This window comes from Bradyrhizobium sp. STM 3566 (genome assembly GCF_045571445.1).
GTDB lineage: Bacteria > Pseudomonadota > Alphaproteobacteria > Rhizobiales > Xanthobacteraceae > Bradyrhizobium > Bradyrhizobium vignae.
In genome coordinates this window covers 95,631-116,487 of sequence record NZ_CP120693.1, presented here as the reverse complement: position 1 = coordinate 116,487, position 20,857 = coordinate 95,631, and the positions used below count along the sequence as shown (strand labels likewise).

The following is a 20,857-nucleotide window of genomic DNA, read 5'->3' as shown; positions in this document are numbered from 1 at the left end:
CGATGACATGACGATTTCGAGTAAGTATCAGTCCGGAAGCCATCCGATCCTGATTGGAGAGTGGCGTGATGGCGAGGCCGGTGCGACGATCGAGGTCCGAAATCCCTCGAACGACGAAGTGATCGCCCAGGTGGCCAATGCCAGCGTCGCCGATGCGCTGGCCGCGGTCGACGCTGCCGCGGCCGCTGCGCCAGCTTGGGCGGCCACCTCTCCGCGGCAGAGGGCCGAAATCCTGCGCAGATGCTTCGAACTGATGATCGAAGAGGAGAGGGAGCTGGCGCGCCTGATCTCGCTCGAAAACGGTAAGGCTTACCCGGACGCGCTCGGGGAAGTGCGCTACGCCGCTGAGTTCTTCCGCTGGTATAGCGAGGAAACGCCAAGGATCATCGGAGAGATGAGCCTGGCGCCTTCGGGGCAGAACCATATTCTGGTATCCTATGAGCCCGTCGGCATTGCCGTGCTGGTAACGCCGTGGAATTTTCCCGCAGCCATGGCGACGCGCAAGATGGCGCCCGCTCTCGCCGCCGGCTGCACCTGCGTCCTCAAGCCTGCCACGGAAACACCTCTGACTGCGCTCGCAGTCGCGGAAATCATGCTTAAAGCGGGCGTCCCGAAGGGCGCGATCAACGTGATCGTAACCTCCCAGTCTGGTAAGGCGGTCAGCGCCGTGTTGCATGACCCGAGAGTGCGGACCGTCTCGTTCACGGGCTCGACCGAAGTCGGTCGCGTCCTCCTCAAGGAAGCCGCCGATCAGGTGCTGACGAGCTCGATGGAGCTTGGCGGCAATGCTCCGTTTCTCGTTTGCCGCGACGCTAACCTCACTGACGCCCTCGATGGCGCCATGGTGGCGAAGATGCGCAACGGCGGAGAGGCGTGCACGGCGGCAAACAGATTCTACGTCTCGCGCAACCTCTATGAGGGCTTCACCGAAGGGCTGGCCAAAAGAATGGCGGCACTCAAGATCGGCGACGGGGTCGACGAGGACACTCAGCTTGGCCCCATGGTGAATGCCGAAGCGGTGGTCAAGATCGACGAGCTTGTGCGGGATGCTGTCGCGCGCGGCGCGCGCATTGTAACGGGTGGGCACCGGCTCAATCGTCCCGGCCATTTCTATGCCCCCACTGTGCTCGCCGATGTGCCGGAAGATGCAAATATTCTGAAACACGAAATCTTTGGCCCCGTCGCACCAATCGTTCCCTTCGACGATGAGGCGCGCGCCGTGAAGCTCGCCAACGATACGGACTTCGGGCTGATCTCTTACGTTTATACCGAGGATCTGAAGCGCGGCTTACGCCTGTGCGGGCAGATGCAGAGCGGTATGGTCGCGCTCAACAGGGGACTGGCATCCGACCCTGCCGCGCCGTTCGGTGGCTGCAAAGCAAGCGGTCTTGGTCGCGAGGGTTCGACTGAAGGCATCAAGGAATATCTTGAAACCAAGTACATCGCAGTTTCGCTGTAACGAACGATGGAGAGATGATGACTGTTCAGTAGGCGAGTCGGATTGACCTCGGCGACGCCGCTGAAATCGACGTGAGGGTCAGCGTCCCGCTGAATGTTGCGGCCAAGAGCAGGTTTAACTGCCGACCGAACACCAGCCCTTTGGGTAGATACGCATTGGCGGTCTGCACGGAGGCGCAGGTCGCCATTTAAGATGAAAAAGAAGAAGGAGGAAACATGACCGCGGTGAATAAGGTTATCGTCGTGGGTGGCGGAATTGGCGGCTTGACGGTCGCCCATGCGCTTCAGCGGATAGGCGTAGCCACCAGAGTCATTGAAATAGGCGATAAGCACGACCGGATTGGTACCGGCATCACGCTGCTCGGGAATGCCTTGCGGGCACTCTCCGAATTGGGGTTGGTAGAAGCCTGTCTTGAAGGCGGCTACGGTTGGGACGTTGTCTCCGTGCGTGATGCTGGCGGAAATATCCTGAGCGAGCAGTCTTCACCGCGGATTTGGAATCCCGATCGTCCAGCTGCACTGGGGATCATGCGGCCGCGCCTAGGGCAGGTCCTTGAAGAATTCGCAACGAACAGTGGCGCGAGGATCGACTTCAAGACAACGATCACTCGGATTGATCAGGACGACGACGGGGTTACGGTTCAACTCTCTAACGGCGATGTCGATCGGGCCGACCTTCTGATCGCGGCAGATGGTGTCTATTCCAAATCCCGCCAGAAGATCTTCGGCGAAGACTTCAAGACGCATTATGCCGGGCAAGGAGTGTGGCGTTACACGGTTCCTCGCACCGACGCTATCAATGGCTTCGTCATATATCGTGCTCCGACAGGCAGAATGGTGGGCGCCCTGCCGCTATCGAAGGAATTGTGCTATCTTTTCTCCTTAGAAAGCACGGATGAAAAGCTTCGCATTCCGAAAAATCAAGTATGCGACTATCTCCGTAATCTTCTCGCTCCATTTACAGCGCCCGAATTGGTCGAGGCTGCCAAGATGATCGGCGAGGACAAACACATAAGCTACCGCCCATTTGATGTCTTGATGATGCCAGCGCCGTGGCACCGCGGCCGCGTCGTGCTGCTGGGCGACGCGGCGCATTCACTAACGCCGCAGATGACATCCGGCGGTGGTATGGCAATCGAGGATGCGCTGGTTCTGTCTCAGGAACTGAATCGGCATAACGATTTGGAGACTGCGCTCGACGCCTACAGTCACCGGCGTGAGCAAAGGGTCAGGCGCGTATACGATACCGGATACGCGATTTGCCAGGAAGAACGAAAACCGGAGCATGGCCGGGAATATGCTTTGGGTCTTCTTCGCGACGGCTACGCTTTTCTGGCTTCGCCCGTTTGAGGTGGGACGGAGTGCCGACAGATGGCGCAGAGACAGAATCGCCTCGGATGGTCGCGGAACCTCGTGGACTGCGAATCAGCGCAATGAATGCGTCTATCTAGACGCGATCGAATGCATCTGCCAGTTGCCAAAGGCAACAATGATAACTCAAGCCCGATCGGAAACACTACTAGAGGAGGAATGAATGACGAGACAAGCGGGGTCGTTGCAGGGATGGATTTTGACTTCTTCTCCGTGGATGACCGTGTTTGGAGTTGTTCTGCTATCGCCGGTTCTGCCGTTCATGATGAAAGATTTTGCGCATCTTCCGAATGCCCAGGTTTTGGTTACGATCGTGCTTGCCGGACCAGCAGTCATCATAGCGCTTCTTTCACCCTTTGTCGGAGTTCTGGTGAGGCGTTTCGGACGCAAGAACTCCTTGGTGGCAGCCATCATCGTCTACGCGATCGCTGGATCCGCACCGGTATGGCTCAATGACATCTATTACATCATCGCAAGCCGCATGGTCGTCGGCGCTTCAGAGGCGATATTGACCGCGGTCGCGACCGTGTTGACGGTAGACTACTTCTCCGGGCGCGCTCGCGAGCGATGGTTAGCGTTCCAGTTCGGCTCCGCATCGGTGATTGCGGTGATCGCATTCGGCCTCGGGGGTGCCTTGGGCGGATTGGCATGGGGATGGCATACGCCGTTTCTCGTCTACGGCTTCATGATCGTGCTGCTGCCGCTTTTCATTTTTTTCCTCTGGGAGCCGGCGAACCCGATCGATCAGTTCAGCGAGGCGGCCCAAGGCTCGAAATCATTTCCCTGGAGGCAGATCGCGCCGCTCTGGTTGATGACCATGGTCGCCTCCATCGCCTTCTACGTAGTGCCGGTCCAGCTCAGCTTCATTCTCAATTCTCGTGGACTTTTGACCCCCGAAAGTATCGGTATCGCGAGCGCCATCGCCAATCTCGGCGTTCCACTCGGGTCCTACCTCTTCCAGGCCTTTGCGCGTCAACCCGTGATGCGTTTGTTGAGCTGCGGTTGGGTGTTGCTTGCAGGCGGATTCGCGCTCGTTTCGGCGGCTTCGACCCCGCCGATCACAGTCGTCGGAGCGTTTATCGCCTGTGTCGGTGGAGGCCTTGTGATCCCGCTCCATCTAACATGGATCATGTCCAGGCTCCCTTTCGAACAGCGCGGGTTGGGTTCTGGCGGATTCGCGGGCGCATTCTATATCGGTCAGTTCTTCAGCCCGATCATTGCTGGCATCCTTGCCGCGGGCGCAGGTGGGCTTGACGCTGCTGTAGGCATATTGGGCTGGGTCGCTGGGGCGGCCACGCTCATCATTCTTGTTTGCAGCCTGACCCCGTTGGGCGGAAACATCAGGCTAGAACTGGCAGAAGCAAAGTAGATGAACACGGGGTTGATGGCTCATTCCCATTCGCGATCGGGTGGACGCCGGTCAAGCCCACCACTTCCGCGTATTGCGTGCGCCCTGTCACCGTCAAGCAGGACGTCTGCGGAAGTATGCGATGTCATGAATGTCACAGACTGCTCGCTTTCGCGGCTGACCTAAACCGATGTTTCTGCGCAAGGATGCGCCGTTGGGCACATCGGCTGAGGGCCAGATTTATTGGCGGAGAAACATCGCTATCCTGATCAAACCAATTCTGGCGGCGCCAAAGCGATCATTAATAGATAGGCGCAGGCCAAAGGTCGGCGTAGCCGATGAGGCCTTCAACATTTGTCGTGGATGCCAAATATCCAGGATCGTTGCCTTCACTGCCGCACGAACTGAGGCGAAGCCAGTCGCAGCACGATTGCGAACAGTTCGTTCTGCGAGGAGATGCCAAGCTTGCCGTATGCGCGCTTGCGGTACGTCAGCACGGTTTGCAGGCCGATCCCTAGATCGGCCGAAATCGTCTCCGAGCCGAGGCCGGACAAGATGCGCACGCAAACCTCCTTTTCGCGAGGCGTGAGCCGGATGAGGGGCGGGCGCGAGAATAGCGCCTCGAGTCTTTGGAATGGATCCTCGTCTAGCAGACTTTCGCCCTGAAAATGGCGGGCCACGGCCGCGGCGACCGTCGGCGTAATGCGGGACAGACGCCCGACTTGGTCTTGGATAAAAGGGCCCCGTTTCCTGGTCCTATAGAGGTTGACGTAGAAGCAGGAATAATCAACCCATATCGCGGCTGCAACTTTGTCGACGATGCCGGCATCTTCAAAAAACATCTTGGCGTAATTCGCATTGTACATCCTGCGAGAGAATGCCGGAAGCAGGATGGGAAAAGCGCTCGCTGCTTTGCCAAAGATCACATCTCGATTGGGATCCGCGAGATGAAAGTGGTCGGCATAGGCAGCTCCAAGCTCGCCGGCGATAGAAACGCTGCCGATGTCAAGCTGCGGCCGGACTGAACGCTCACCATGGAAGGCGAACACCATGCAGTGGTCGACACCTGCGATGCGCGACAATGCATCCATCAACGCACAGGAAAAGGCAGGCCGCCCGATCGCAAGTACGGCAGCCGTGACGTCACTCAAGTCTTCCGTCTCCGAGAGCCGGAGGGTTTGCATGGCTTCCTCCTCTGTTTTTTGAGCGCGCCTGGGCTTCGGTACCCGACAGCACAAGCAAGGCGTCTTGACGCGCCAGTTTCGAAACGATACGGTTAGTAACTAAAACAAGCAAGAACAAGAGTTGATGTGGGAGTCGACGCGAGGGAGGAATAACCGTGAGCGACGATGTTGGGTCACCAAGCGAGCTTTGGCGCGGCCGCAAGCTGATTGCAGGCTGCATGCTCGGCATGATGATGAGCGTCTCATCGATCTATTTCTACACGTCCGGGCTGTTTCTTAAGCCCATCGCAGCCGAATTCGGCTGGACGCGCGGGATGGCATCCCTAGGGCCGCTGGTCGGTATTCTGGTGATCGGTATCGCCAGTCCCTTTGCCGGCCGTCTGGTTGACCGCTTTGGCGCCTTCCGGATGGCGCTGCTCTCGGCAGGCGGCCTAGCGGTCTCGTTCCTGCTGCTGGCAATGGCGACCGCAGGTCTGGCGAGCTTCCTTGCCCTGACGCTTCTTCTGGCCGTTCTCGGCAGCGCGACCACACCGGTGTCTTACGGACGCATGGTCGTCGGCAATTTTCCAAGGCGCCTGGGGCTCGTCTATGGGATCGTGTATTGCGGCCCGGGCCTTGGCGCGCTTCTGTTTCCCTCGCTCGTCGGACCTCTTCTCGGTGCCTACGGCTGGCGCGGCGCTTACCTCGGCCTGGCCCTTTTGACCCTGGGAACGATCCCGACCATAGCTCTGTTGCTGAGGAACCAGAACAGCAGCGAAAGGGCTGAGTCAAGCCGGACGCAGCGGAATTGGGCACTCTATGCGGACCGTCGCTTCATGTTGCTTGCCGCCATTTTCCTGTTGGCCTCGACCGGGATCTTCGGAACAATCGTCCATTTCGTCCCGATGCTCACGGATCGTGGCATTGCGCCAGCGACAGCAGCCAAACTGGCCGGGCTGATCGGATTTGCCGTTATTGTCGGCCGCTTGATCACTGGATTTCTGCTCGATACCGTCGAGACTAATCTGCTTGCGGCCAGCATTTTTCTGCTGTCGGCCTGCGGGGTGCTGATGCTGGCCTCGGGCAATTCGGATCTGATCCTGCCGGGCACCTTGGCGATGGGGTTCACTATCGGCTCGGAGTTCGATCTAGCGCTTTTCCTGGTCGGCAGGCGCTTTCCTCCGGCGCACTTCAGCACCTTATTCGGCGGAATCTATCTGGCAGTGTCGATCGGCGGGGGCGGGGGACCCATTCTGGCTGGCGTGCTCTTTGACGCGGCCGGCAACTACCTGCCATGGTTCGTGGTCGGCGCAGGATGTCTACTGGTTTCCGCTCTTCTCTGCCTCATTGGCCGTCTCGCGGTGTTCCGAGATCAGTCGGTCGCACCACACACCGCTTAATGTTGCACAGTCTTTCGCCGACCGGTGATCATCACATTCCCTAGAGCCACCGCGGCCTAGCACTCCGAAATGGACCGTAACACTTCATGAATCTGGATCAGCAGTTCCTGCGTCAGCATGAAAAGGGCAGTGGTCTGCCCATCGCGGTCAACTCGACCGCGCTGGCGACATCCCTGGAGACCAAGCTGGAGGTGATCGATCTCTCAGGACCTCGCCTTGAGTTGTCATTCAAGGTAGGCACGCACTTCTTGCAGGCCGAGGACGTCGTTCACGGCGGGGCGCTCACGACAATGCTGGACTTTGCCATGGCCTATGCCGCGCTGCTGGCGATCCCCGACGGGCTTTCCGTTGCAACCATAAATATGAATGTCGCCTATCTCAGATCGGCAAAAATCGGCGGATACCGCGCGCTTGCGGAAATCGAGCGCTGCGGAAAAAACGTGGTCTTTGCCCGCGCTCAGCTTCAGGACCGTGACAAAAGAGCCATCGCAACGGCGACCTCCTCGCTTGCAATCGTGAGGCCCAGGCGCAAGCTCGCCATGAGCGGGGTTGCTGGCGCCGAGCCCGTGTGAGGAATGCGGGATCGCTACAGGCTATTTTTTGCCCTTCGGCCGGGCCCGTTTGGATTTTGGATCGCTCGAGAACAAGGTTTCCACGCTTCCGCAAAGCATCTCGATAAACTGCTCATTCAGCGGCTCACCAAAGATCAAGCGGCGATAAATCGGCGAGTACAGCATCTCGACGGCCCACGCCGCATCGACATCAGACCTGAACAGTCCATCGCGCTGGCCTCGCTCGAACGTCTCCTGGACCAAGCGCCGGCGGTTCTTGGCAAATCGCTCGTTGAATTCCGCCAGCAGCGCGTTGTTGTCGTGGCCCTCGCATAGAATCTGCACGACAAGCTTGCCGGCGCGGCCAGCGAAATAATGGACGAGCGAGGTGAGATGACGTTTGATGGCCGTCCGCGGATCGACGGCCGTCGGCATCGGCGTGTTGCTGAAATGCGATTCCATGAACGCATCAATCACCAGTGCGCCCTTACCCTCCCACCAGCGATAGATTGTCGCCTTCGAAACGCGCGCCTCTCGCGCTACGGCTTCGATCGCGAGGTCGGCAACGGAAGTCGTCTGCAGCAGGCTCATGGTGGCGGACAAGATAGAACGTCGCGATGCGAGATCGCGCGGCCTTCCGATCGGCCTTGCATCCGAGTTGTCCGGATCTTCGGCGAACTGTCCGCGTGCGGCTTTGGATACGCGGCGTGTTTGAATAGTTGATGCCATGAATGCTGCCGAGATCCACACAGTTTTTAACCTGACCCGTCTGCCTAGCACGGCCTCACCTCGTTCGACAAACACTTCGCGCTCACTCCGTGGGGGGAGCTAAAACTTCCAGCTTGACAGCAATGGCACAAACGATACGGTGCGTTCCGTATAACAAAAAGGGAGGAGCAACCATGAAGCTCGGACGCATTTCGGTCGACACTCCGTTCGGCCCGGTCAGCCGACTTGTCGCGGCCGAGCCTTCGAAGAGCCGGGTTGTCGATCTGGCGAGCGCGGAGGTGCTGCGCCGGCAAGCGAAGGGCGCAACCCGCGAGGCTGCCCAGCGACTCTCATCAGCGATCTTTCCTCCCAGCATGTCCGCTGCCATTGCGCTGGGTGAGGTGTTCCTGGAAACCGCGCATGAAGCGGTCACCTCGCGCGCAGACGACGCAGCAACAGCCATCTCGAACGTGAACTGGCTTAGCGCCGTCGATCCACCCGTCATTCGTGATGGCCTCACCTTCGTCACGCACATCAAACAATTCCACGAGCGTGTTGGCGTTGAACCTACCGAAGCGCTGCTCGAGATTCCCGGCTATTTCAAGGGGACGCCATTCACCGCGGTGGGGCACGATGCAGAAGTCCCGAAGCCGTTCTATACTGACTATTTCGACTATGAGCTGGAACTTGGCTATGTCGTCGGTCGCATCTGCCACAATCTGACGCCCGAAGAGGCACAAAAAGCTCTGTTCGGCGTCACGATCTTCAACGACTACAGCGCACGTGACGTTCAGAAGCTGGAGATGAAGATCGGAATGGGGCCCGGGAAGGGTAAGGATTTTGCCTTCGGGATCGGGCCCTGGATCGTGACGATGGACGAGATCGGCCGTCTTGATGATCTGGAGATGGCGGTTCGCATCAACGGCAAGGAGTGCTCTCGCGGCAACAGCAAGGAGACCATCTGGTCACCCGGCGAGTCATTGGCCTACATGTCAATCTCCGAATACGTCCAGCCAGGCGATCTGTTCGCCTCGGGCACGGTCGGCAATGGATCGGGTCTGGAGATCGGCCGCAAGCTCGAGCCCGGTGATGTGCTGGAGCTCGAAGTTTCTCGCATTGGAACGCTCCGCTCCAAGATCACCGCGCCGGAAGAGAAGCGGTGGTGGCCGGAGAAGCGCAAGAAATTCTGGTGAGGCTTGCCGTCACCTGACCGCTCCGGGTCGAAGATCGCTTCCTATACCTGAACTCGTTCGAAGCTAGAGAATTGCCCATGGCTAAGCCCGTTCGTCGTATTGTGACCGGACACGGCGAGGACGGCCGTTCCGTCATCATTTCGGATGGCGCGGCACCAAACGTTCGTGTTGTGCCTGGAACCCCGGGTCTTGCAGGTACGGTCGTTTGGGCTTGCGACAAGACACCTGCCGACCTCATGAAAGAGGCGGAAACTGCTCCCGCTGATCGCCAGCTCGCGATCGAGCCGCCACCAAGCGGCAACATCCTTCGTATTGCCGAATTTCCGCCCGATAGCCTCTACTCTCGCGAGAAGCTCGAGGAGTTCAGGCAGGGCATTGGTAGTCCTGACGCCTTCGATACCAAGGCGCGGCATTTCTTCTTCCACAAAACACATACGCTCGACTATGCGATCGTTCTGGAAGGAGAGATCTGGGCGATGCTCGATGAAGGTGAGACGCTCATGCGCGCAGGCGACGTTTTGATTCAACGCGGGACCAACCATGCATGGTCGAACCGCTCCGATCAGGTCAGCAGGGTTGCCTTCGTGCTGATCGATGGCGCACGCGAATAGCCGAGGGAGCGCATCGCATGTCCCATCCGACGATCATTACCTGCGCATTGACCGGTGCCGGTGACACGGTCGGCAAGAGTTCAGCGGTGCCCGTCACACCGAAGCAGATCGCCGATCAAGCGATCGATGCGGCCAAGGCAGGCGCAGCTGTCGTCCACATTCATGTGCGCGATCCTGCCACTGGCGCGCCGTCGGTTGACTTCGACCTGTATGCAGATGTCGTAGACCGCATCAGGACGTCGTCGACGGATGTCGTCATCAACCTGACAAGCGGGCCGGGGTCGCTCTACACGCCAGACGGTGGTTTGTTGCTTCAGCCGGCGCCCGGGGTCAATCCACCGATGACACCGCAGCAGCGGCTCGACCATATCCTCAAGCTCAAGCCGGAAATCTGTAGCCTAGACGTTGCGACGTTGAACTTCGGTCGGATTGCGATGGTCAATCTCGTAGACGACCTCGAATTCATGGGGCGAACGATTTTCGAGGCGGGCGTCAAGCCGGAGATAGAGGTCTTCGACCTTGGACATATTCGGCTCGCCAAATATCTCTTGGAAACCGGCGTGCTGAAGGCTCCCGCCTTCTTCCAGTTTTGTCTCGGCATATCCTGGGGCGCCCCTGCCCAAGCCGACGTGCTTCAATTGATGCGCAGTCTGCTGCCGCCTGGAGCGCTCTGGAGCGCCTTCGGCATCTCGCTCGATCAGTTCAAAATCGCAGCCGCGGCCTGTGAGCTCGGAGGTCACGTCCGCGTTGGCCTCGAGGACAATCTCTACATCGCCAAGGGGAAGCTTGCGTCCAGCAACGCAGAACTTGTCGAAGAGGCGGTCCGGGTTGTAACGCGCGGCGGATCGAGGCCGGCCACTCCGACCGAGGCGAGAAGGATCTTGCTCGGCAGATAAAGCAAAAGGGGGACGTCTTGCTCGTTGAACAACGTCCAAAATCCTGTCGCTTTACTTGATCCGGAAAACTTGGAACCGATTAAACGGCGCAAGGCGATCGCAACGCTACTTCTTTCCATCAGTGTCGGGCTGATCATTCCCCACATGGCGTACCAAAGCTGTTTGGCTCGGCACAAACCTCGCTGAAGGACCCGTTGGGTGCCATAGCTGGGTCACTCGAACTGTTCTTCACGTCACGGCGCCAGCTCTTTTTGCCTGGCTGGTCGCCTGCTTGAGACTGGTAGCGCCGCTTGGTCATCATCGGCTTGGGGCCGCGCGCGTCACCTGTCTCTTCGTCGCCCAGATGATCCGCCCAACAAGCGGTTCTTCGCCAGCATGAGGTACATGCGCAAACCTCGAGAACGGCTTTCTCGTTCGTCGCGACGGGCGAGGTGATCTGACTTGTAGGCCGCATTCTCCCCCGGCTGAGCTTGAGCCTTAGTGAGGGCACCACCTGCTCTATCGACGAGCTCGCCGGCAACGAATCCATCCCGCTAGGGATCGCGATAAATGCAAGATGAACGAGTTGCTCGCTCATCCGCAGGCCCAATGACAGCAATGGCGATCCATTGCAATCAGCCTGGACGAGGACGAAGGGCGGAGGGAGTTCGAGGGGCGCGCATTCCCGATGATGAGATGAGACGCTCTCTGGCGGAGTTCAATAGTGCCTTCTCGTAAGCCCGACAGGTCCGTCGCGATCCTGCCGAGCCAAAGCGATTTGCGGCGGACATGGATCTGCTTTTGCACTCGTTTGGCCAAGGAATCGAAAGCACCGATGAGCCGCTCCGGAGCGTAAGTTGATGAAGCTCGACCTACTTCTCTCCGCTCAATCGGTCGCCGGACAATGCTTCGGTGAGGTCTATTCCGGTGGTCTGGCAGCGACACCTGTAAGAAGTATAGCGGCGTATTCATCAATGACCTGATCTATGTCAGCCGAACGTGGCCAGACATGCGCGCTGATCACCGAGTTGCAAAGGCCGAGCAGCGCGAAGGCCGCATATTCCGCGTTCAATGTCGGGCGGAACTCGCCGCTTGTCACCCCAGCGGTGAAGATGTCCTGCACGAGCTTCTGATATTCGCGCGACAACGCGACAATCCGCCGCCGCTCATCATCGGGAAGTTCGTGGCGGTGGCGCAAGAACACGCGGATATAGTCCCCATACGGCCTCTCGCGAAGCGGCGAGAGTTGAACCTGTATCGCAGCCCTGACTTTTTCCGCAGCGCTGGTGCTCTCGGCAACCGCCTTGCCGAGAGCAGCGATGAAGTTCGTTACTCCCGCCTCGCATACGGCGAAAAGCGCGGCCTCCTTGGACGGCACATAATAGTAAAGACTCGCGCTCCTCACTTGCAGAAGGTCGGCAATGTCCCGGATGCTGGACCCTTCATAGCCTCTTTCGGCAAACGCCGTCGCCGAGGCGTCGAGCACCTTCTGATACATGTGGGCCCATCGTCGCGTCGTCTTCGATTCCGTACCAAGAGGTTTGACAGCCATAGGCGACCTGTGTTTTTCTATCGACTAATCGATAGACTCGAAAAAGACTAATGCAATCAATATCTGACTGCTCAGAAGCTGTAACGCTTCGGGGCCCGTCGGGCAGGGAAGAAATAGCAGTCGGTTCCGCTCATGGCCATGACGTGCCAATGGGCGAGGCGGGAAGCATTGGGAGGACGTGCAATGAGAAAAGCATTCATCGGCGCTTGTCTGCTGGCCGTTTCTGTTCTTGCAGTGCAGCAAGCGCGCGCGGAGATCAAGGTCGGCATCGTCATCTCAGCCACCGGCCCGGGATCCGCGCTCGGGCAACCACAGCTCAAGACTGTCGCTGCGCTGCCCAAGCAAATCGGCGGCGAGAAAGTTACCTACATCACCTTGGATGACGAGTCCGACCCTACTAAGGGAGTCCAGAACGCCCGCCGCCTGGTGATCCAGGACGGCGTTGACGTGCTTGTTGGATCCTCGCTGACGCCGGTAACGATGCCGATGCTCGACATTGCGCTCGAGTCGAAGACGCCATTGCTCTCGCTTGCTGCTGCCACAGCCATCGTTCAGCCTATGGACGAGAAGCGCGCCTGGGCGTTCAAGGTCGTTCCCAATGATGATCTGATGGCGGCCGCAATTCTCAAGCATATCGCCAAATCCGGCGTGAAGACGCTCGGTTATGTCGGCGTCTCTGATGGATATGGAGAGGGATACTACAAGGAGGTAAGCCGCCTTGCTCCGACCCTGGGCCTCACGGTGACGACGCACGAAGTCTATGCGCGAGCCGACACAAGCGTCACGGGACAAGTGCTCAAGGTGATGTCGACCAATCCTGATGCGGTGTTCATTGCCTCCGCAGGTACCCCCGCCGTCTTGCCACAACAGGCCCTTCGTGAGCACGACTATGGCGGAAAGATCTTCCAAACTCACGGTGTGGCGACGGAAGAATTCATTAAGCTCGGCGGCGCGAACGTCGAGGGCGCGGTATTTGCCGGCGAAGCCTTTACCATCGCCGCCGATCTTCCATCTGGTGACCCTTTCCGTCGGGCGACGGAGGAGTTGACGGCGGCTTACGAGACAGCCAACGGGCAAAAGCCGAACCTTTTTGCGGCGCATCTGTGGGATGTCATCGCGCTGATCGGCAAAGCCGCGCCGAACGCACTGAAGGGGGCTAAACCGGGCACAGCGGAGTTTCGGGCAGCGCTTCGGGACGAGCTCGAACGCGGGCAGAACGTGTATCTCAACAATGGATTGTCCAACATGAGCAAGGCCGATCACAACGGCTACGACGAGCGCTCCGCCTTCCTGATCAAGGTCGAAGGCGGCAAGTTCCGTCTGATGCAATAGCGCCGACGCTCGTGGGAGACGAATGAATGAGCATTACCATTGAACAGCTGCGAACTGGAATTCCGTCGGTTGCAGGGTGGGGCAAGCTCGAATACACGGATTGGATCGACGAGAGTGAGTCCTGGAAGAGGGGCTGCTATCTTGGGGAATGGTCGTTTCTAGATGAACTGCACGTCTCAGGCCCCGATGCTCTGAGACTGTTCTCCGAATTTGCGGTGAACAGCTTTGCGAAGTTCGAGATCGGTCAGGCCAAGCACATCATCTGCTGCAACCACGACGGCAAGATTATCGGAGAGGGCATCTTGATGCGCCTTGGAGCCGACGAGTTCGAGTTTCAGGCGCTGGGTCCGGTTACGGCCTGGCTGGAATATCAGCTCCGGAAGGGTGGTTACAACGCCGAATGGGACTACCGCGTCAGCAAGTTCAAATTTCAGGTCCAAGGTCCCGCCTCGGTCGAAGTGCTCGAGAAGCTCGTCGGGCCGCGCCTGCGCGATGTTCGCTTCATGCACCAGCACTCGTTTGCCATTGCAGGCCATGCCACGCTCTTTCTGCGGCAAGGAATGGCCGGCGAGATCGGTTTTGAACTCCAGGGCCCGCTACCTCATGCAAACAGCGTTCGTCGAGCAATCCTGGAAGCCGGGCAGCCTGCGGGCATCCGCCGCCTCGGATCCCGCACCGCTATGATCAATCACCTGGAAGCGTGCTTCCCGACGGTGACCCATGATTATCTGCCTGCGGTTTGCGAACCGAGCGAGAGCGCGTTCTACGATGACCTTGCGGCCCGCGAGCGGCACGGCGCTTTGAACTTCAGACGCTGGACGCTGGATGGTTGCCTGAAAGCAAAGGGGAGCTTTCAGGCCGACCATGTGTCGGCTTATTATCGCAGTCCGGTGGAGCTTGGCTGGACCAGAAATATCAGGTTCGATCATGACTTCTACGGTCGAGAAGCCCTGGAGCGTGAGACTGCAGATCCACACCGCAAGATCATGACGCTGATCTGGGACGCCGAAGATTGTGAAGATGTCCAGAATTCCCTCTTCCGAGCTGATGAAGAGCCATACGATTTCATGGACATGCCACGTCAGCAGCGCTTCTGCATGGACGCCCATTCGGTGCTCGCGGGTGGACGAGAAGTCGGAGTCGCAACATCACGTAGCTTCAGCTTTACATTCCGGCAGATGATGTCTCATTGTGTGATCGATCTCGACAAAAGCGAGGTCGGCACCAAGGTCGAGGTTGTCTGGGGTAATCCTGGCAAGCGGCAAAAGCACATTCGCGCCACCGTCGCTCCATCTCCCTACAAGAAAGACAATCGACGTACAGATCTGAGAGCAGCGCAACTGGCCCCGTAGGCAGCTTCAGTCCCTTGGCTGGGCTTCCGGTCTGATCATCGCATCTAGAACTTATAACAAACCATTCGATTAGCGCGGCGACCCTCATTGAGACTTTGTCATGTATCTGACCCAGATGCTCCGAAGAGCTCTCCAGATTCAACCCCATCATCCGGCCACAGTCGATGGTCGCTGCCGGCGCACCTGGGCCGAAACAGCCGACCGGGTCTGCCGCTTGGCAGCATTTCTACAGGCAAGAGGCCTGGAGGCAGGGGACCGCGTCGCAATCGTCTCACTCAACAATCACCGGTATTTTGAGGCGTTGTTTGCCATTCCCTGGGCGGGCGGCGTTGTGGTGCCCATCAATACCAGGCTCACGGCGCCAGAGATCGAATACCTCCTCATTGATTGCGGAGCGCGGACTCTTATAGTGGATCGTCATTTTCGAGACATCATCGACGCTCTTCCTGCGGCGAAAGGGATGCAAACAATCCTGGATTTCGATAGCACGCCAGGCCAGGGCAATGTCCTTGCCTATGACGCGGTGCTCTCCGCAGTCGGGCCCGCACAGGACGCGTTGCGGGGAGGGGAGGATCTTGCCGGCATCTACTACACAGGCGGAACCACCGGCCGTCCCAAGGGCGTGATGCTGTCTCACGCCAACCTTGTTACCAATGCCATGAACATGACAATCGGCATGGGTTTCGATGGCGGGTCAGTGTATCTGCACGCAGCTCCCATGTTCCACCTGTCTGACAGTTGTTCGACATACGGCGTGACCATGCTCGGCGGCCAGCACGTTTTCATGCCGAGGTTTGAGCCGATAAGTTTCCTTCAATCCGTGCAGGCTGAGCGGGTCACCAACGTTACCCTGGTCCCGACCATGATCAACATGATCGTCCGTCACGAGCGCTTCGATCAATTCGATCTGAGCAGCTTAAGGCGCGTTTGCTTCGGAGCCGCTCCCATGTCGGATGGTCTCCTCCAGGAGGTATTGCAGCAGCTGCCGCATGTTCGATTTCAGCAAGCCTGGGGCATGACTGAACTTTCACCGATCGCAACATTGATGGATGCGAAGTTTACGACTTCTGATCATCTGCAATCAGGTCTATTGCGCTCTTGCGGACAAGCGGTTGCAACCGTTGACGTTGCGGTCATTGACGAACAGGGCAACGAAGTGCCCCGGGGCAGCATCGGAGAAATCGTCGTCCGTGGACCAACGGTGATGAAGGGCTATTGGCAGCAGCCTGATGCGACCGCAGCGGCACTTCGCGAAGGCTGGATGCATTCAGGTGACGCCGGGCGGATGGATGCAGATGGCTTCCTCTACATCGTCGATCGTCTGAAGGATATGATCGTTACGGGAGGGGAGAATGTCTATTCCGCCGAAGTCGAGAATGTGATCTCACTTATGCCCGACGTCGCCGAGGTCGCCGTCATAGGCATTCCAGATGATACTTGGGGCGAGGCGGTCCACGCTTGTGTCGTACCGCGAGCTGGTGCAAGCCTTTCTGCGGAGAACATATTGACGTTTTGCAAAGACCGTCTCGCGAATTTCAAATGTCCTCGTAGCGTCGAAGTCAGGCTCCGCCCGCTGCCGCTGTCTGGAGCTGGCAAGATTTTGAAGGCCGAGTTGCGCAAGCCGTTTTGGACCACTCGCAGCCGTGCCGTGAATTAGGTCAAAGCGCACAGTGCTGTTGGCTCACATACAGGCCGAAACGAGCAGCGGACATTGTTCCGGATAGGATGGTCGAGAATGAATTGATCGCAGCGTTCTATCGCAGCAACCCGCCAATTGACAGTTTCGGTACGCCTCGTAGCATAACTTGGAAAGGGAGCCTTTCGTGGAAAGTCGTGCAAACGGCGCGAGAAGGTGCGACGCAGACCCGCAGCGCGTCTTTTCATGAGAGAACCGCACATCAAGGTTGCATCATTCAGCTTGCAACATTTGCAGGCCGATTGACACGCTGTAGCTCGCGTTGTTCGTTCCTTTGCCCAGATGTGGAACGCCGAGCTGTCCAGCACACCATGTCTCGTGCAGCAAGCCGATATTACTGGGGTCCGCCGACCATACGTTCGGACGAAAGGCCATATTGCTGCTCAACAACGGAATGCTGCGCGTTTAGGAGAGAGCAACGCATTTCGAAGTGCGGCCCCCTAGTCTAGCCGTGCACGGCGTCGCTCAACGCGCCACGGGTCCGACTCGAGGGAACAACTACTTCGGCGATTCGAGAGCCGGCTTTAGATATGATTTAGGCCGGTCCAGTATGATACATTGGGCGCTTGCAAAATGTCGGCTAGCCATTCAACGTTTGCTAGCTTGACCCTCCGGCTTGAGTACCCGACGCACCGCAGTCGCCGACCCAAGCGAAATTCCGCAAGTGAATTCCTGATACCGTGTCATAAGCGAGCCGGAAGATATACGAAGCCTGAAAGTGACTTTTGGCGCTTTTCAGGCTTCAGCTTTCCCAAAGGGCTACATGTCGCTTGTCACTCGAGTGAACGACCAAAAAGTAGGCCTAGTCGGAATGGGGCGGCCCGGCGCGGCGGCTGCCAAACGGCTGGCACCGTCCGATTGCGAGATCGCCTATTTCGAAGTTAGTAGCCGGTCCGATCTTCCCTATTGCGCTTATGTCTGAGCTCGTCGATTTGACGCGTCGGACCGAGTTGTTGGTCGTTACGCTCGCCGGGTGAAAGCACGAAGAGCATCACAACGCCGATGCATCTGATGCATTGGGCCGAACGGCATTCTGATCGACCGTCAAATGAAATAGCGCTTCTCCGAGCCTTGAGATTCCGAGCGAGCCTCGCCGTGTTCTGGAAGAGCCGTGGATCGATAAGGCTTTGACTCTGCTCAAGGGTCGCAAAGAGAGTACCGAAAGCCCGGCGCTGTCGCGCAACTATAAACAACCGCAGCAATCAACAAAGGGAAATCACCACAGATCCCTTCAGCTCGTCCCCAGGTCCGAGAACCACGGTCCCGGTGTCAGCACACCCCCGAGCGAGCAGGTTGAATCCGTCCGCGACGTGGCTGACGGGCTCTGCGCAAAGATGTGCCGCATCAGCCGGCCGATGCAGCACAAAATGAGAAAATGCCGGATCCGCCCGCATCTCGATCCGGTCTCCATTCGCGCGGCGAATAATGCAGATCCCGCGCCAGCCGCTGCGATAAAGCGTCACCTCACCCGACGGCAATGAACCTGCCGTTGGGCCACCAGAGTCGGCCTGCGGCAGCGAGGCCAGATAGTCCGCCGTCACCGGCCAGTCGATCGGTGCTTCAAATTCTATGTTGTCCTCGAATTGGTATTCGAAATAAGGATGCAGGCCAATCCCGCCCGGCATCGGCGTCTGCGCCTCGTTTCGAAGACTCAGGCAAAATATGGCATGCGTTTGTTCAAGATCGACCTTAAAAGTTGCGCTGAACGGCCAAGGCCATTCGGCGCCTCCTTTATACGCGTATCGCATCGTCACTTGCGATGACGTCAGTGAGGTCGTCTCCCAAGGCATCCTGTGCGCATGCCCATGCAACGTATGCGGCTGCGCGTCGGGATGGGGCGCTAGCTCGTACCGCTTACCCTGGAAAAGAAGAACCCCGTCCCTCACGCGATTGCTATAGGGGACGAGGGGATAGATACCACCCTTCGGCCAGCGCCATAACTGAGCCGGTCCTACCCCAGCCGGGAACGGGCGCAGGACCCGTCGCGGCAAGCCGCCACCGTTGCTGCTGCACAGCTCGAGAAAGGTCACGCGTCCGCCAGCGGACGCCGAGAAGCCAAGTCGAGCCGCACCGGCTATCAAGAGCGGGCTGGTGATCATACGATGCAATTCAAACCATTTGAGACAGATCGTTTGGTCGCCCTTTCGCTGCCACGGCCTTAATGCTCAGCTGATTCCGCGACGAACGCTGCCAGCTCCGGCGTCGCCGGCGTCCGCAGGATGTCCGACGATCCCATTTCGTGCACCTTGCCATCGCGCATATAAAGGACGCGGTCCGCCACCTTGCGGGCAAAGGCCATTTCATGAGTCACCAGGATCATGGTCATGCCGTCGGCTGCGAGCTGCTCCATGACACGCAGGACTTCGCCCGTAAGCTGCGGGTCGAGCGCTGAGGTCACTTCATCGAACAGCATCAACTTGGGCTCCATAGCGAGGCTGCGGGCAATTGCTACGCGCTGCTGTTGCCCACCGGAAAGCTGCTCCGGATAGCAATCCATTTTCTCCCGCAGCCCCACCTTGGCGATCACGGTATCAGCAATTTCGCGGGCCTGCCGCTGCTTCATGCCTTTTACCATGCGGGGGGCTAGCATGATGTTTTCGGCCACGGTCAGGTGTGGGAAGAGGTTGTAGCTTTGAAACACGATTCCGACGTCGCGTCTCAGCGACTTTAAGTCGATGTTGTCATCATGGAGCTCGTGGCCGCAGATCAGCATCGAACCGCCTTGGATGGTCTCCAGGCGATCCATGCAACGGAGCGCCGTGCTCTTGCCCGATCCGCTCTGGCCGATGATGGCGGCGACCTCGCCCCTGTTTACCTCAAAGGTGACACCCTTAAGGACTTCCAGCTCGCCAAAGCTCTTGCGCACGTCCTTTAGTTCAACGATTGGCGACATTGAGTTTCCTTTCGAGGGCTCTGCTTTGAACCGACAGCGGATAGCAGATCGCAAAGTACATCAGGGCAGCGATGCCGAAGTAGAGAAACGGCTCAAATGTTGCGTTGTTGATGATCTTTGCGTTGTAGGAGAGCTCGGCGTATCCGACCACAAGTGAGGCGATCGACGTGTTCTTGACGATCTGGACCAAGAAACCGACTGTTGGAGGAATGGCGATGCGCAGAGCTTGTGGCAGGATGACGGCCCTCATGCGCTGCCAGCGCGTCAGGCCGAGGCACTCTGCCGCTTCCCATTGCGGCTTCGCCACCGCCTGAATGCTGCCGCGCCAGATCTCGCCCAGATAAGCGCTGCTGTAGAGCGTAAGTGCGAAGGTCGCTGCCGCCAGCGGAGACAAGGAGTCGTTGCCCACAATGCTCGGCCCGTAAAAACACAGGCCCATGAGAACGAGCAACGGAAGTCCCTGCATGATTTCGATATAGGCCGCGGCCCCGCGCGAGATCGCCCAATTCCGCGAGATGCGTGCCAGAGCGACGATGAAGCCGGCGATGCCGCCGAACAGGAAAGTTAACAGGCTCAAGATGACGGTCGCCCATAGACCCTGGAGCAACGAGAGGATGTAGGCGCTATTCATCTGCCATCTCCATGCTCACAACGGGGTTCCGCGCTTGCGGCGGCGAGGAAACATCGCAAGTCCGAGGAGAGCAAAACCCCCACGTACCAGTATGGCGAGAATTAGATAGATGACGCCGAGCACGACGAAGATCTCGAAATTGCGATATGTCTCGCTCTGGATGCGGTTGGAGATCCCGAATAGCTCCTCGACGCCAACCGAGGACACGATGCTCGATGCCAGCATCAACAGAACATACTGGCTCGACAGCGCGGGATAGACGCGCTCCAGCGCCGGGCGAATAATCACATGCAGATAGGTTTGGGTGCGCGACAGTCCAAGGCAGGTCGCAGCCTCAAGCTGGCCGCGATGGATCGATTCAATGCCCGCACGCACGATCTCGGTTGTATAAGCTCCGATGTTGACCGTCAGCGCAATGGTCGCACCAACCAGGATGGGCAACCGAATTCCCATGCTTGCAATGCCAAAGATCAGGAAGTAGCACTGCACGAGCAGCGGTGTATTGCGGATGAACTCCACATACAAGGAGACGATCCAACGGGCCCAGGCTGGCCCGCCAGTCCGGGCCACGGCGCAGGCACCACCTAAAAGGATGCCGAACACCGTGCAGAATAAAGTGAGCCGTAGCGTCGTCAAGATACCCTCCAACAGGAGCGGCCAATAAGCCAGCACGGCTGCGAAGTCGAAATTGTAAGTCATAGGACTTTGCTCGTTTGAAGGGCC

The 20,857-nt window shown here is 58.4% G+C and carries 19 protein-coding genes; 12 read left to right on the top strand and 7 right to left on the bottom strand.

Annotated elements, in window-relative coordinates; genetic code table 11:
* The first annotated feature begins 7 nt into the window (after nt 1–7).
* The 3 genes from P6U27_RS37755 (at nt 8) to P6U27_RS37745 (ending at nt 4,198) form a co-directional block, all read left to right on the top strand.
* Entirely contained in the window at nt 8–1,459 is a 1,452-nt protein-coding gene (locus P6U27_RS37755) for an NAD-dependent succinate-semialdehyde dehydrogenase (protein WP_407123264.1), read from the top strand.
* Nucleotides 1,460–1,674: 215 nt separating this feature from the next.
* A complete protein-coding gene (locus P6U27_RS37750) occupies nt 1,675–2,808 on the top strand; it encodes an FAD-dependent oxidoreductase (protein WP_407123265.1) in 1,134 nt (377 codons plus the stop codon).
* Nucleotides 2,809–2,992: 184 nt separating this feature from the next.
* Complete coding sequence (locus P6U27_RS37745; protein WP_407194693.1) at nt 2,993–4,198, top strand: MFS transporter; 1,206 nt, start codon at nt 2,993–2,995, stop codon at nt 4,196–4,198.
* 368 nt (nt 4,199–4,566) lie between these two features.
* Here P6U27_RS37745 and P6U27_RS37740 read toward each other — a convergent pair whose 3' ends face one another.
* Nucleotides 4,567–5,361, bottom strand: coding sequence for a helix-turn-helix transcriptional regulator (locus P6U27_RS37740; RefSeq protein WP_407194692.1), 795 nt, complete (start codon nt 5,359–5,361; stop codon nt 4,567–4,569).
* Between the two features lie 155 nt (nt 5,362–5,516).
* Here P6U27_RS37740 and P6U27_RS37735 point away from each other — a divergent pair, with 155 nt between their 5' ends.
* Both P6U27_RS37735 and P6U27_RS37730 read left to right on the top strand, forming a co-directional pair.
* Nucleotides 5,517–6,740: an MFS transporter gene (locus tag P6U27_RS37735; RefSeq protein WP_407123268.1), complete on the top strand. Its 1,224-nt coding sequence runs from the start codon at nt 5,517–5,519 to the stop codon at nt 6,738–6,740.
* An 86-nt stretch (nt 6,741–6,826) separates the two neighbouring features.
* Nucleotides 6,827–7,312, top strand: a complete 486-nt coding sequence (locus P6U27_RS37730; protein WP_407123269.1) for a PaaI family thioesterase — start codon at nt 6,827–6,829, stop codon at nt 7,310–7,312.
* Nucleotides 7,313–7,333: 21 nt separating this feature from the next.
* Here P6U27_RS37730 and P6U27_RS37725 read toward each other — a convergent pair whose 3' ends face one another.
* Entirely contained in the window at nt 7,334–7,894 is a 561-nt protein-coding gene (locus P6U27_RS37725; protein ID WP_407194691.1) for a TetR/AcrR family transcriptional regulator C-terminal ligand-binding domain-containing protein, read from the bottom strand.
* Between the two features lie 299 nt (nt 7,895–8,193).
* On the opposite strand from P6U27_RS37725, the gene P6U27_RS37720 reads away from it, so the two are divergent.
* The 3 genes from P6U27_RS37720 to P6U27_RS37710 all read left to right on the top strand — a co-directional run bounded on the left by P6U27_RS37720 (nt 8,194) and on the right by P6U27_RS37710 (nt 10,699).
* On the top strand, nt 8,194–9,192 hold the full coding sequence (locus P6U27_RS37720; RefSeq protein ID WP_407123271.1) for a fumarylacetoacetate hydrolase family protein: 999 nt from the start codon (nt 8,194–8,196) through the stop codon (nt 9,190–9,192).
* A gap of 77 nt (nt 9,193–9,269) precedes the next feature.
* Entirely contained in the window at nt 9,270–9,803 is a 534-nt protein-coding gene (locus P6U27_RS37715) for a cupin domain-containing protein (RefSeq protein WP_407123272.1), read from the top strand.
* Nucleotides 9,804–9,820: 17 nt separating this feature from the next.
* Nucleotides 9,821–10,699 carry a 3-keto-5-aminohexanoate cleavage protein gene (locus P6U27_RS37710; protein WP_407194702.1) on the top strand — a complete coding sequence of 293 codons (879 nt, stop codon included), beginning with the start codon at nt 9,821–9,823 and terminating at the stop codon, nt 10,697–10,699.
* A gap of 898 nt (nt 10,700–11,597) precedes the next feature.
* Here P6U27_RS37710 and P6U27_RS37705 read toward each other — a convergent pair.
* A complete protein-coding gene (locus P6U27_RS37705) occupies nt 11,598–12,176 on the bottom strand; it encodes a TetR/AcrR family transcriptional regulator (protein WP_407123274.1) in 579 nt (192 codons plus the stop codon).
* 237 nt (nt 12,177–12,413) lie between these two features.
* On the opposite strand from P6U27_RS37705, the gene P6U27_RS37700 reads away from it, so the two are divergent.
* The 4 genes from P6U27_RS37700 to P6U27_RS37685 all read left to right on the top strand — a co-directional run bounded on the left by P6U27_RS37700 (nt 12,414) and on the right by P6U27_RS37685 (nt 17,532).
* Nucleotides 12,414–13,562, top strand: coding sequence for an ABC transporter substrate-binding protein (locus tag P6U27_RS37700; RefSeq protein ID WP_407123275.1), 1,149 nt, complete (start codon nt 12,414–12,416; stop codon nt 13,560–13,562).
* Nucleotides 13,563–13,588: 26 nt separating this feature from the next.
* Nucleotides 13,589–14,914, top strand: coding sequence for an aminomethyl transferase family protein (locus tag P6U27_RS37695; protein ID WP_407123276.1), 1,326 nt, complete (start codon nt 13,589–13,591; stop codon nt 14,912–14,914).
* Between the two features lie 100 nt (nt 14,915–15,014).
* Nucleotides 15,015–16,571, top strand: a complete 1,557-nt coding sequence (locus P6U27_RS37690; RefSeq protein ID WP_407123277.1) for an acyl-CoA synthetase — start codon at nt 15,015–15,017, stop codon at nt 16,569–16,571.
* 802 nt (nt 16,572–17,373) lie between these two features.
* Nucleotides 17,374–17,532, top strand: a complete 159-nt coding sequence (locus tag P6U27_RS37685; RefSeq protein ID WP_407123278.1) for an NAD(P)-dependent oxidoreductase — start codon at nt 17,374–17,376, stop codon at nt 17,530–17,532.
* A gap of 280 nt (nt 17,533–17,812) precedes the next feature.
* Here the strand turns inward: P6U27_RS37685 and P6U27_RS37680 are convergent, their stop codons facing one another.
* The 4 genes from P6U27_RS37680 to P6U27_RS37665 are packed head-to-tail and all read right to left on the bottom strand — an operon-like array spanning nt 17,813 to nt 20,833.
* Complete coding sequence (locus P6U27_RS37680) at nt 17,813–18,709, bottom strand: hypothetical protein (protein WP_407123279.1); 897 nt, start codon at nt 18,707–18,709, stop codon at nt 17,813–17,815.
* 59 nt (nt 18,710–18,768) lie between these two features.
* Nucleotides 18,769–19,503: an amino acid ABC transporter ATP-binding protein gene (locus P6U27_RS37675; protein WP_407123280.1), complete on the bottom strand. Its 735-nt coding sequence runs from the start codon at nt 19,501–19,503 to the stop codon at nt 18,769–18,771.
* On the bottom strand, nt 19,487–20,134 hold the full coding sequence (locus tag P6U27_RS37670) for an amino acid ABC transporter permease (RefSeq protein WP_407194690.1): 648 nt from the start codon (nt 20,132–20,134) through the stop codon (nt 19,487–19,489). Before P6U27_RS37670 ends, P6U27_RS37675 begins: the two co-directional genes overlap by 17 nt.
* A gap of 15 nt (nt 20,135–20,149) precedes the next feature.
* Nucleotides 20,150–20,833, bottom strand: a complete 684-nt coding sequence (locus P6U27_RS37665; protein ID WP_407194689.1) for an amino acid ABC transporter permease — start codon at nt 20,831–20,833, stop codon at nt 20,150–20,152.
* Nucleotides 20,834–20,857: the final 24 nt, after the last annotated feature.

Coding starts and splice junctions, on each gene's coding strand:
- P6U27_RS37755 (WP_407123264.1), top strand. CDS start 8: ATGACGATTTCGAGTAAGTATCAGTCCGGAAGCCATCCGATCCTGATT.
- P6U27_RS37750 (WP_407123265.1), top strand. CDS start 1,675: ATGACCGCGGTGAATAAGGTTATCGTCGTGGGTGGCGGAATTGGCGGC.
- P6U27_RS37745 (WP_407194693.1), top strand. CDS start 2,993: ATGACGAGACAAGCGGGGTCGTTGCAGGGATGGATTTTGACTTCTTCT.
- P6U27_RS37740 (WP_407194692.1), bottom strand. CDS start 5,361: ATGCAAACCCTCCGGCTCTCGGAGACGGAAGACTTGAGTGACGTCACG.
- P6U27_RS37730 (WP_407123269.1), top strand. CDS start 6,827: ATGAATCTGGATCAGCAGTTCCTGCGTCAGCATGAAAAGGGCAGTGGT.
- P6U27_RS37720 (WP_407123271.1), top strand. CDS start 8,194: ATGAAGCTCGGACGCATTTCGGTCGACACTCCGTTCGGCCCGGTCAGC.
- P6U27_RS37715 (WP_407123272.1), top strand. CDS start 9,270: ATGGCTAAGCCCGTTCGTCGTATTGTGACCGGACACGGCGAGGACGGC.
- P6U27_RS37710 (WP_407194702.1), top strand. CDS start 9,821: ATGTCCCATCCGACGATCATTACCTGCGCATTGACCGGTGCCGGTGAC.
- P6U27_RS37705 (WP_407123274.1), bottom strand. CDS start 12,176: ATGTATCAGAAGGTGCTCGACGCCTCGGCGACGGCGTTTGCCGAAAGA.
- P6U27_RS37700 (WP_407123275.1), top strand. CDS start 12,414: ATGAGAAAAGCATTCATCGGCGCTTGTCTGCTGGCCGTTTCTGTTCTT.
- P6U27_RS37695 (WP_407123276.1), top strand. CDS start 13,589: ATGAGCATTACCATTGAACAGCTGCGAACTGGAATTCCGTCGGTTGCA.
- P6U27_RS37690 (WP_407123277.1), top strand. CDS start 15,015: ATGTATCTGACCCAGATGCTCCGAAGAGCTCTCCAGATTCAACCCCAT.
- P6U27_RS37685 (WP_407123278.1), top strand. CDS start 17,374: ATGTCGCTTGTCACTCGAGTGAACGACCAAAAAGTAGGCCTAGTCGGA.
- P6U27_RS37680 (WP_407123279.1), bottom strand. CDS start 18,709: ATGATCACCAGCCCGCTCTTGATAGCCGGTGCGGCTCGACTTGGCTTC.
- P6U27_RS37675 (WP_407123280.1), bottom strand. CDS start 19,503: ATGTCGCCAATCGTTGAACTAAAGGACGTGCGCAAGAGCTTTGGCGAG.
- P6U27_RS37670 (WP_407194690.1), bottom strand. CDS start 20,134: ATGAATAGCGCCTACATCCTCTCGTTGCTCCAGGGTCTATGGGCGACC.
- P6U27_RS37665 (WP_407194689.1), bottom strand. CDS start 20,833: ATGACTTACAATTTCGACTTCGCAGCCGTGCTGGCTTATTGGCCGCTC.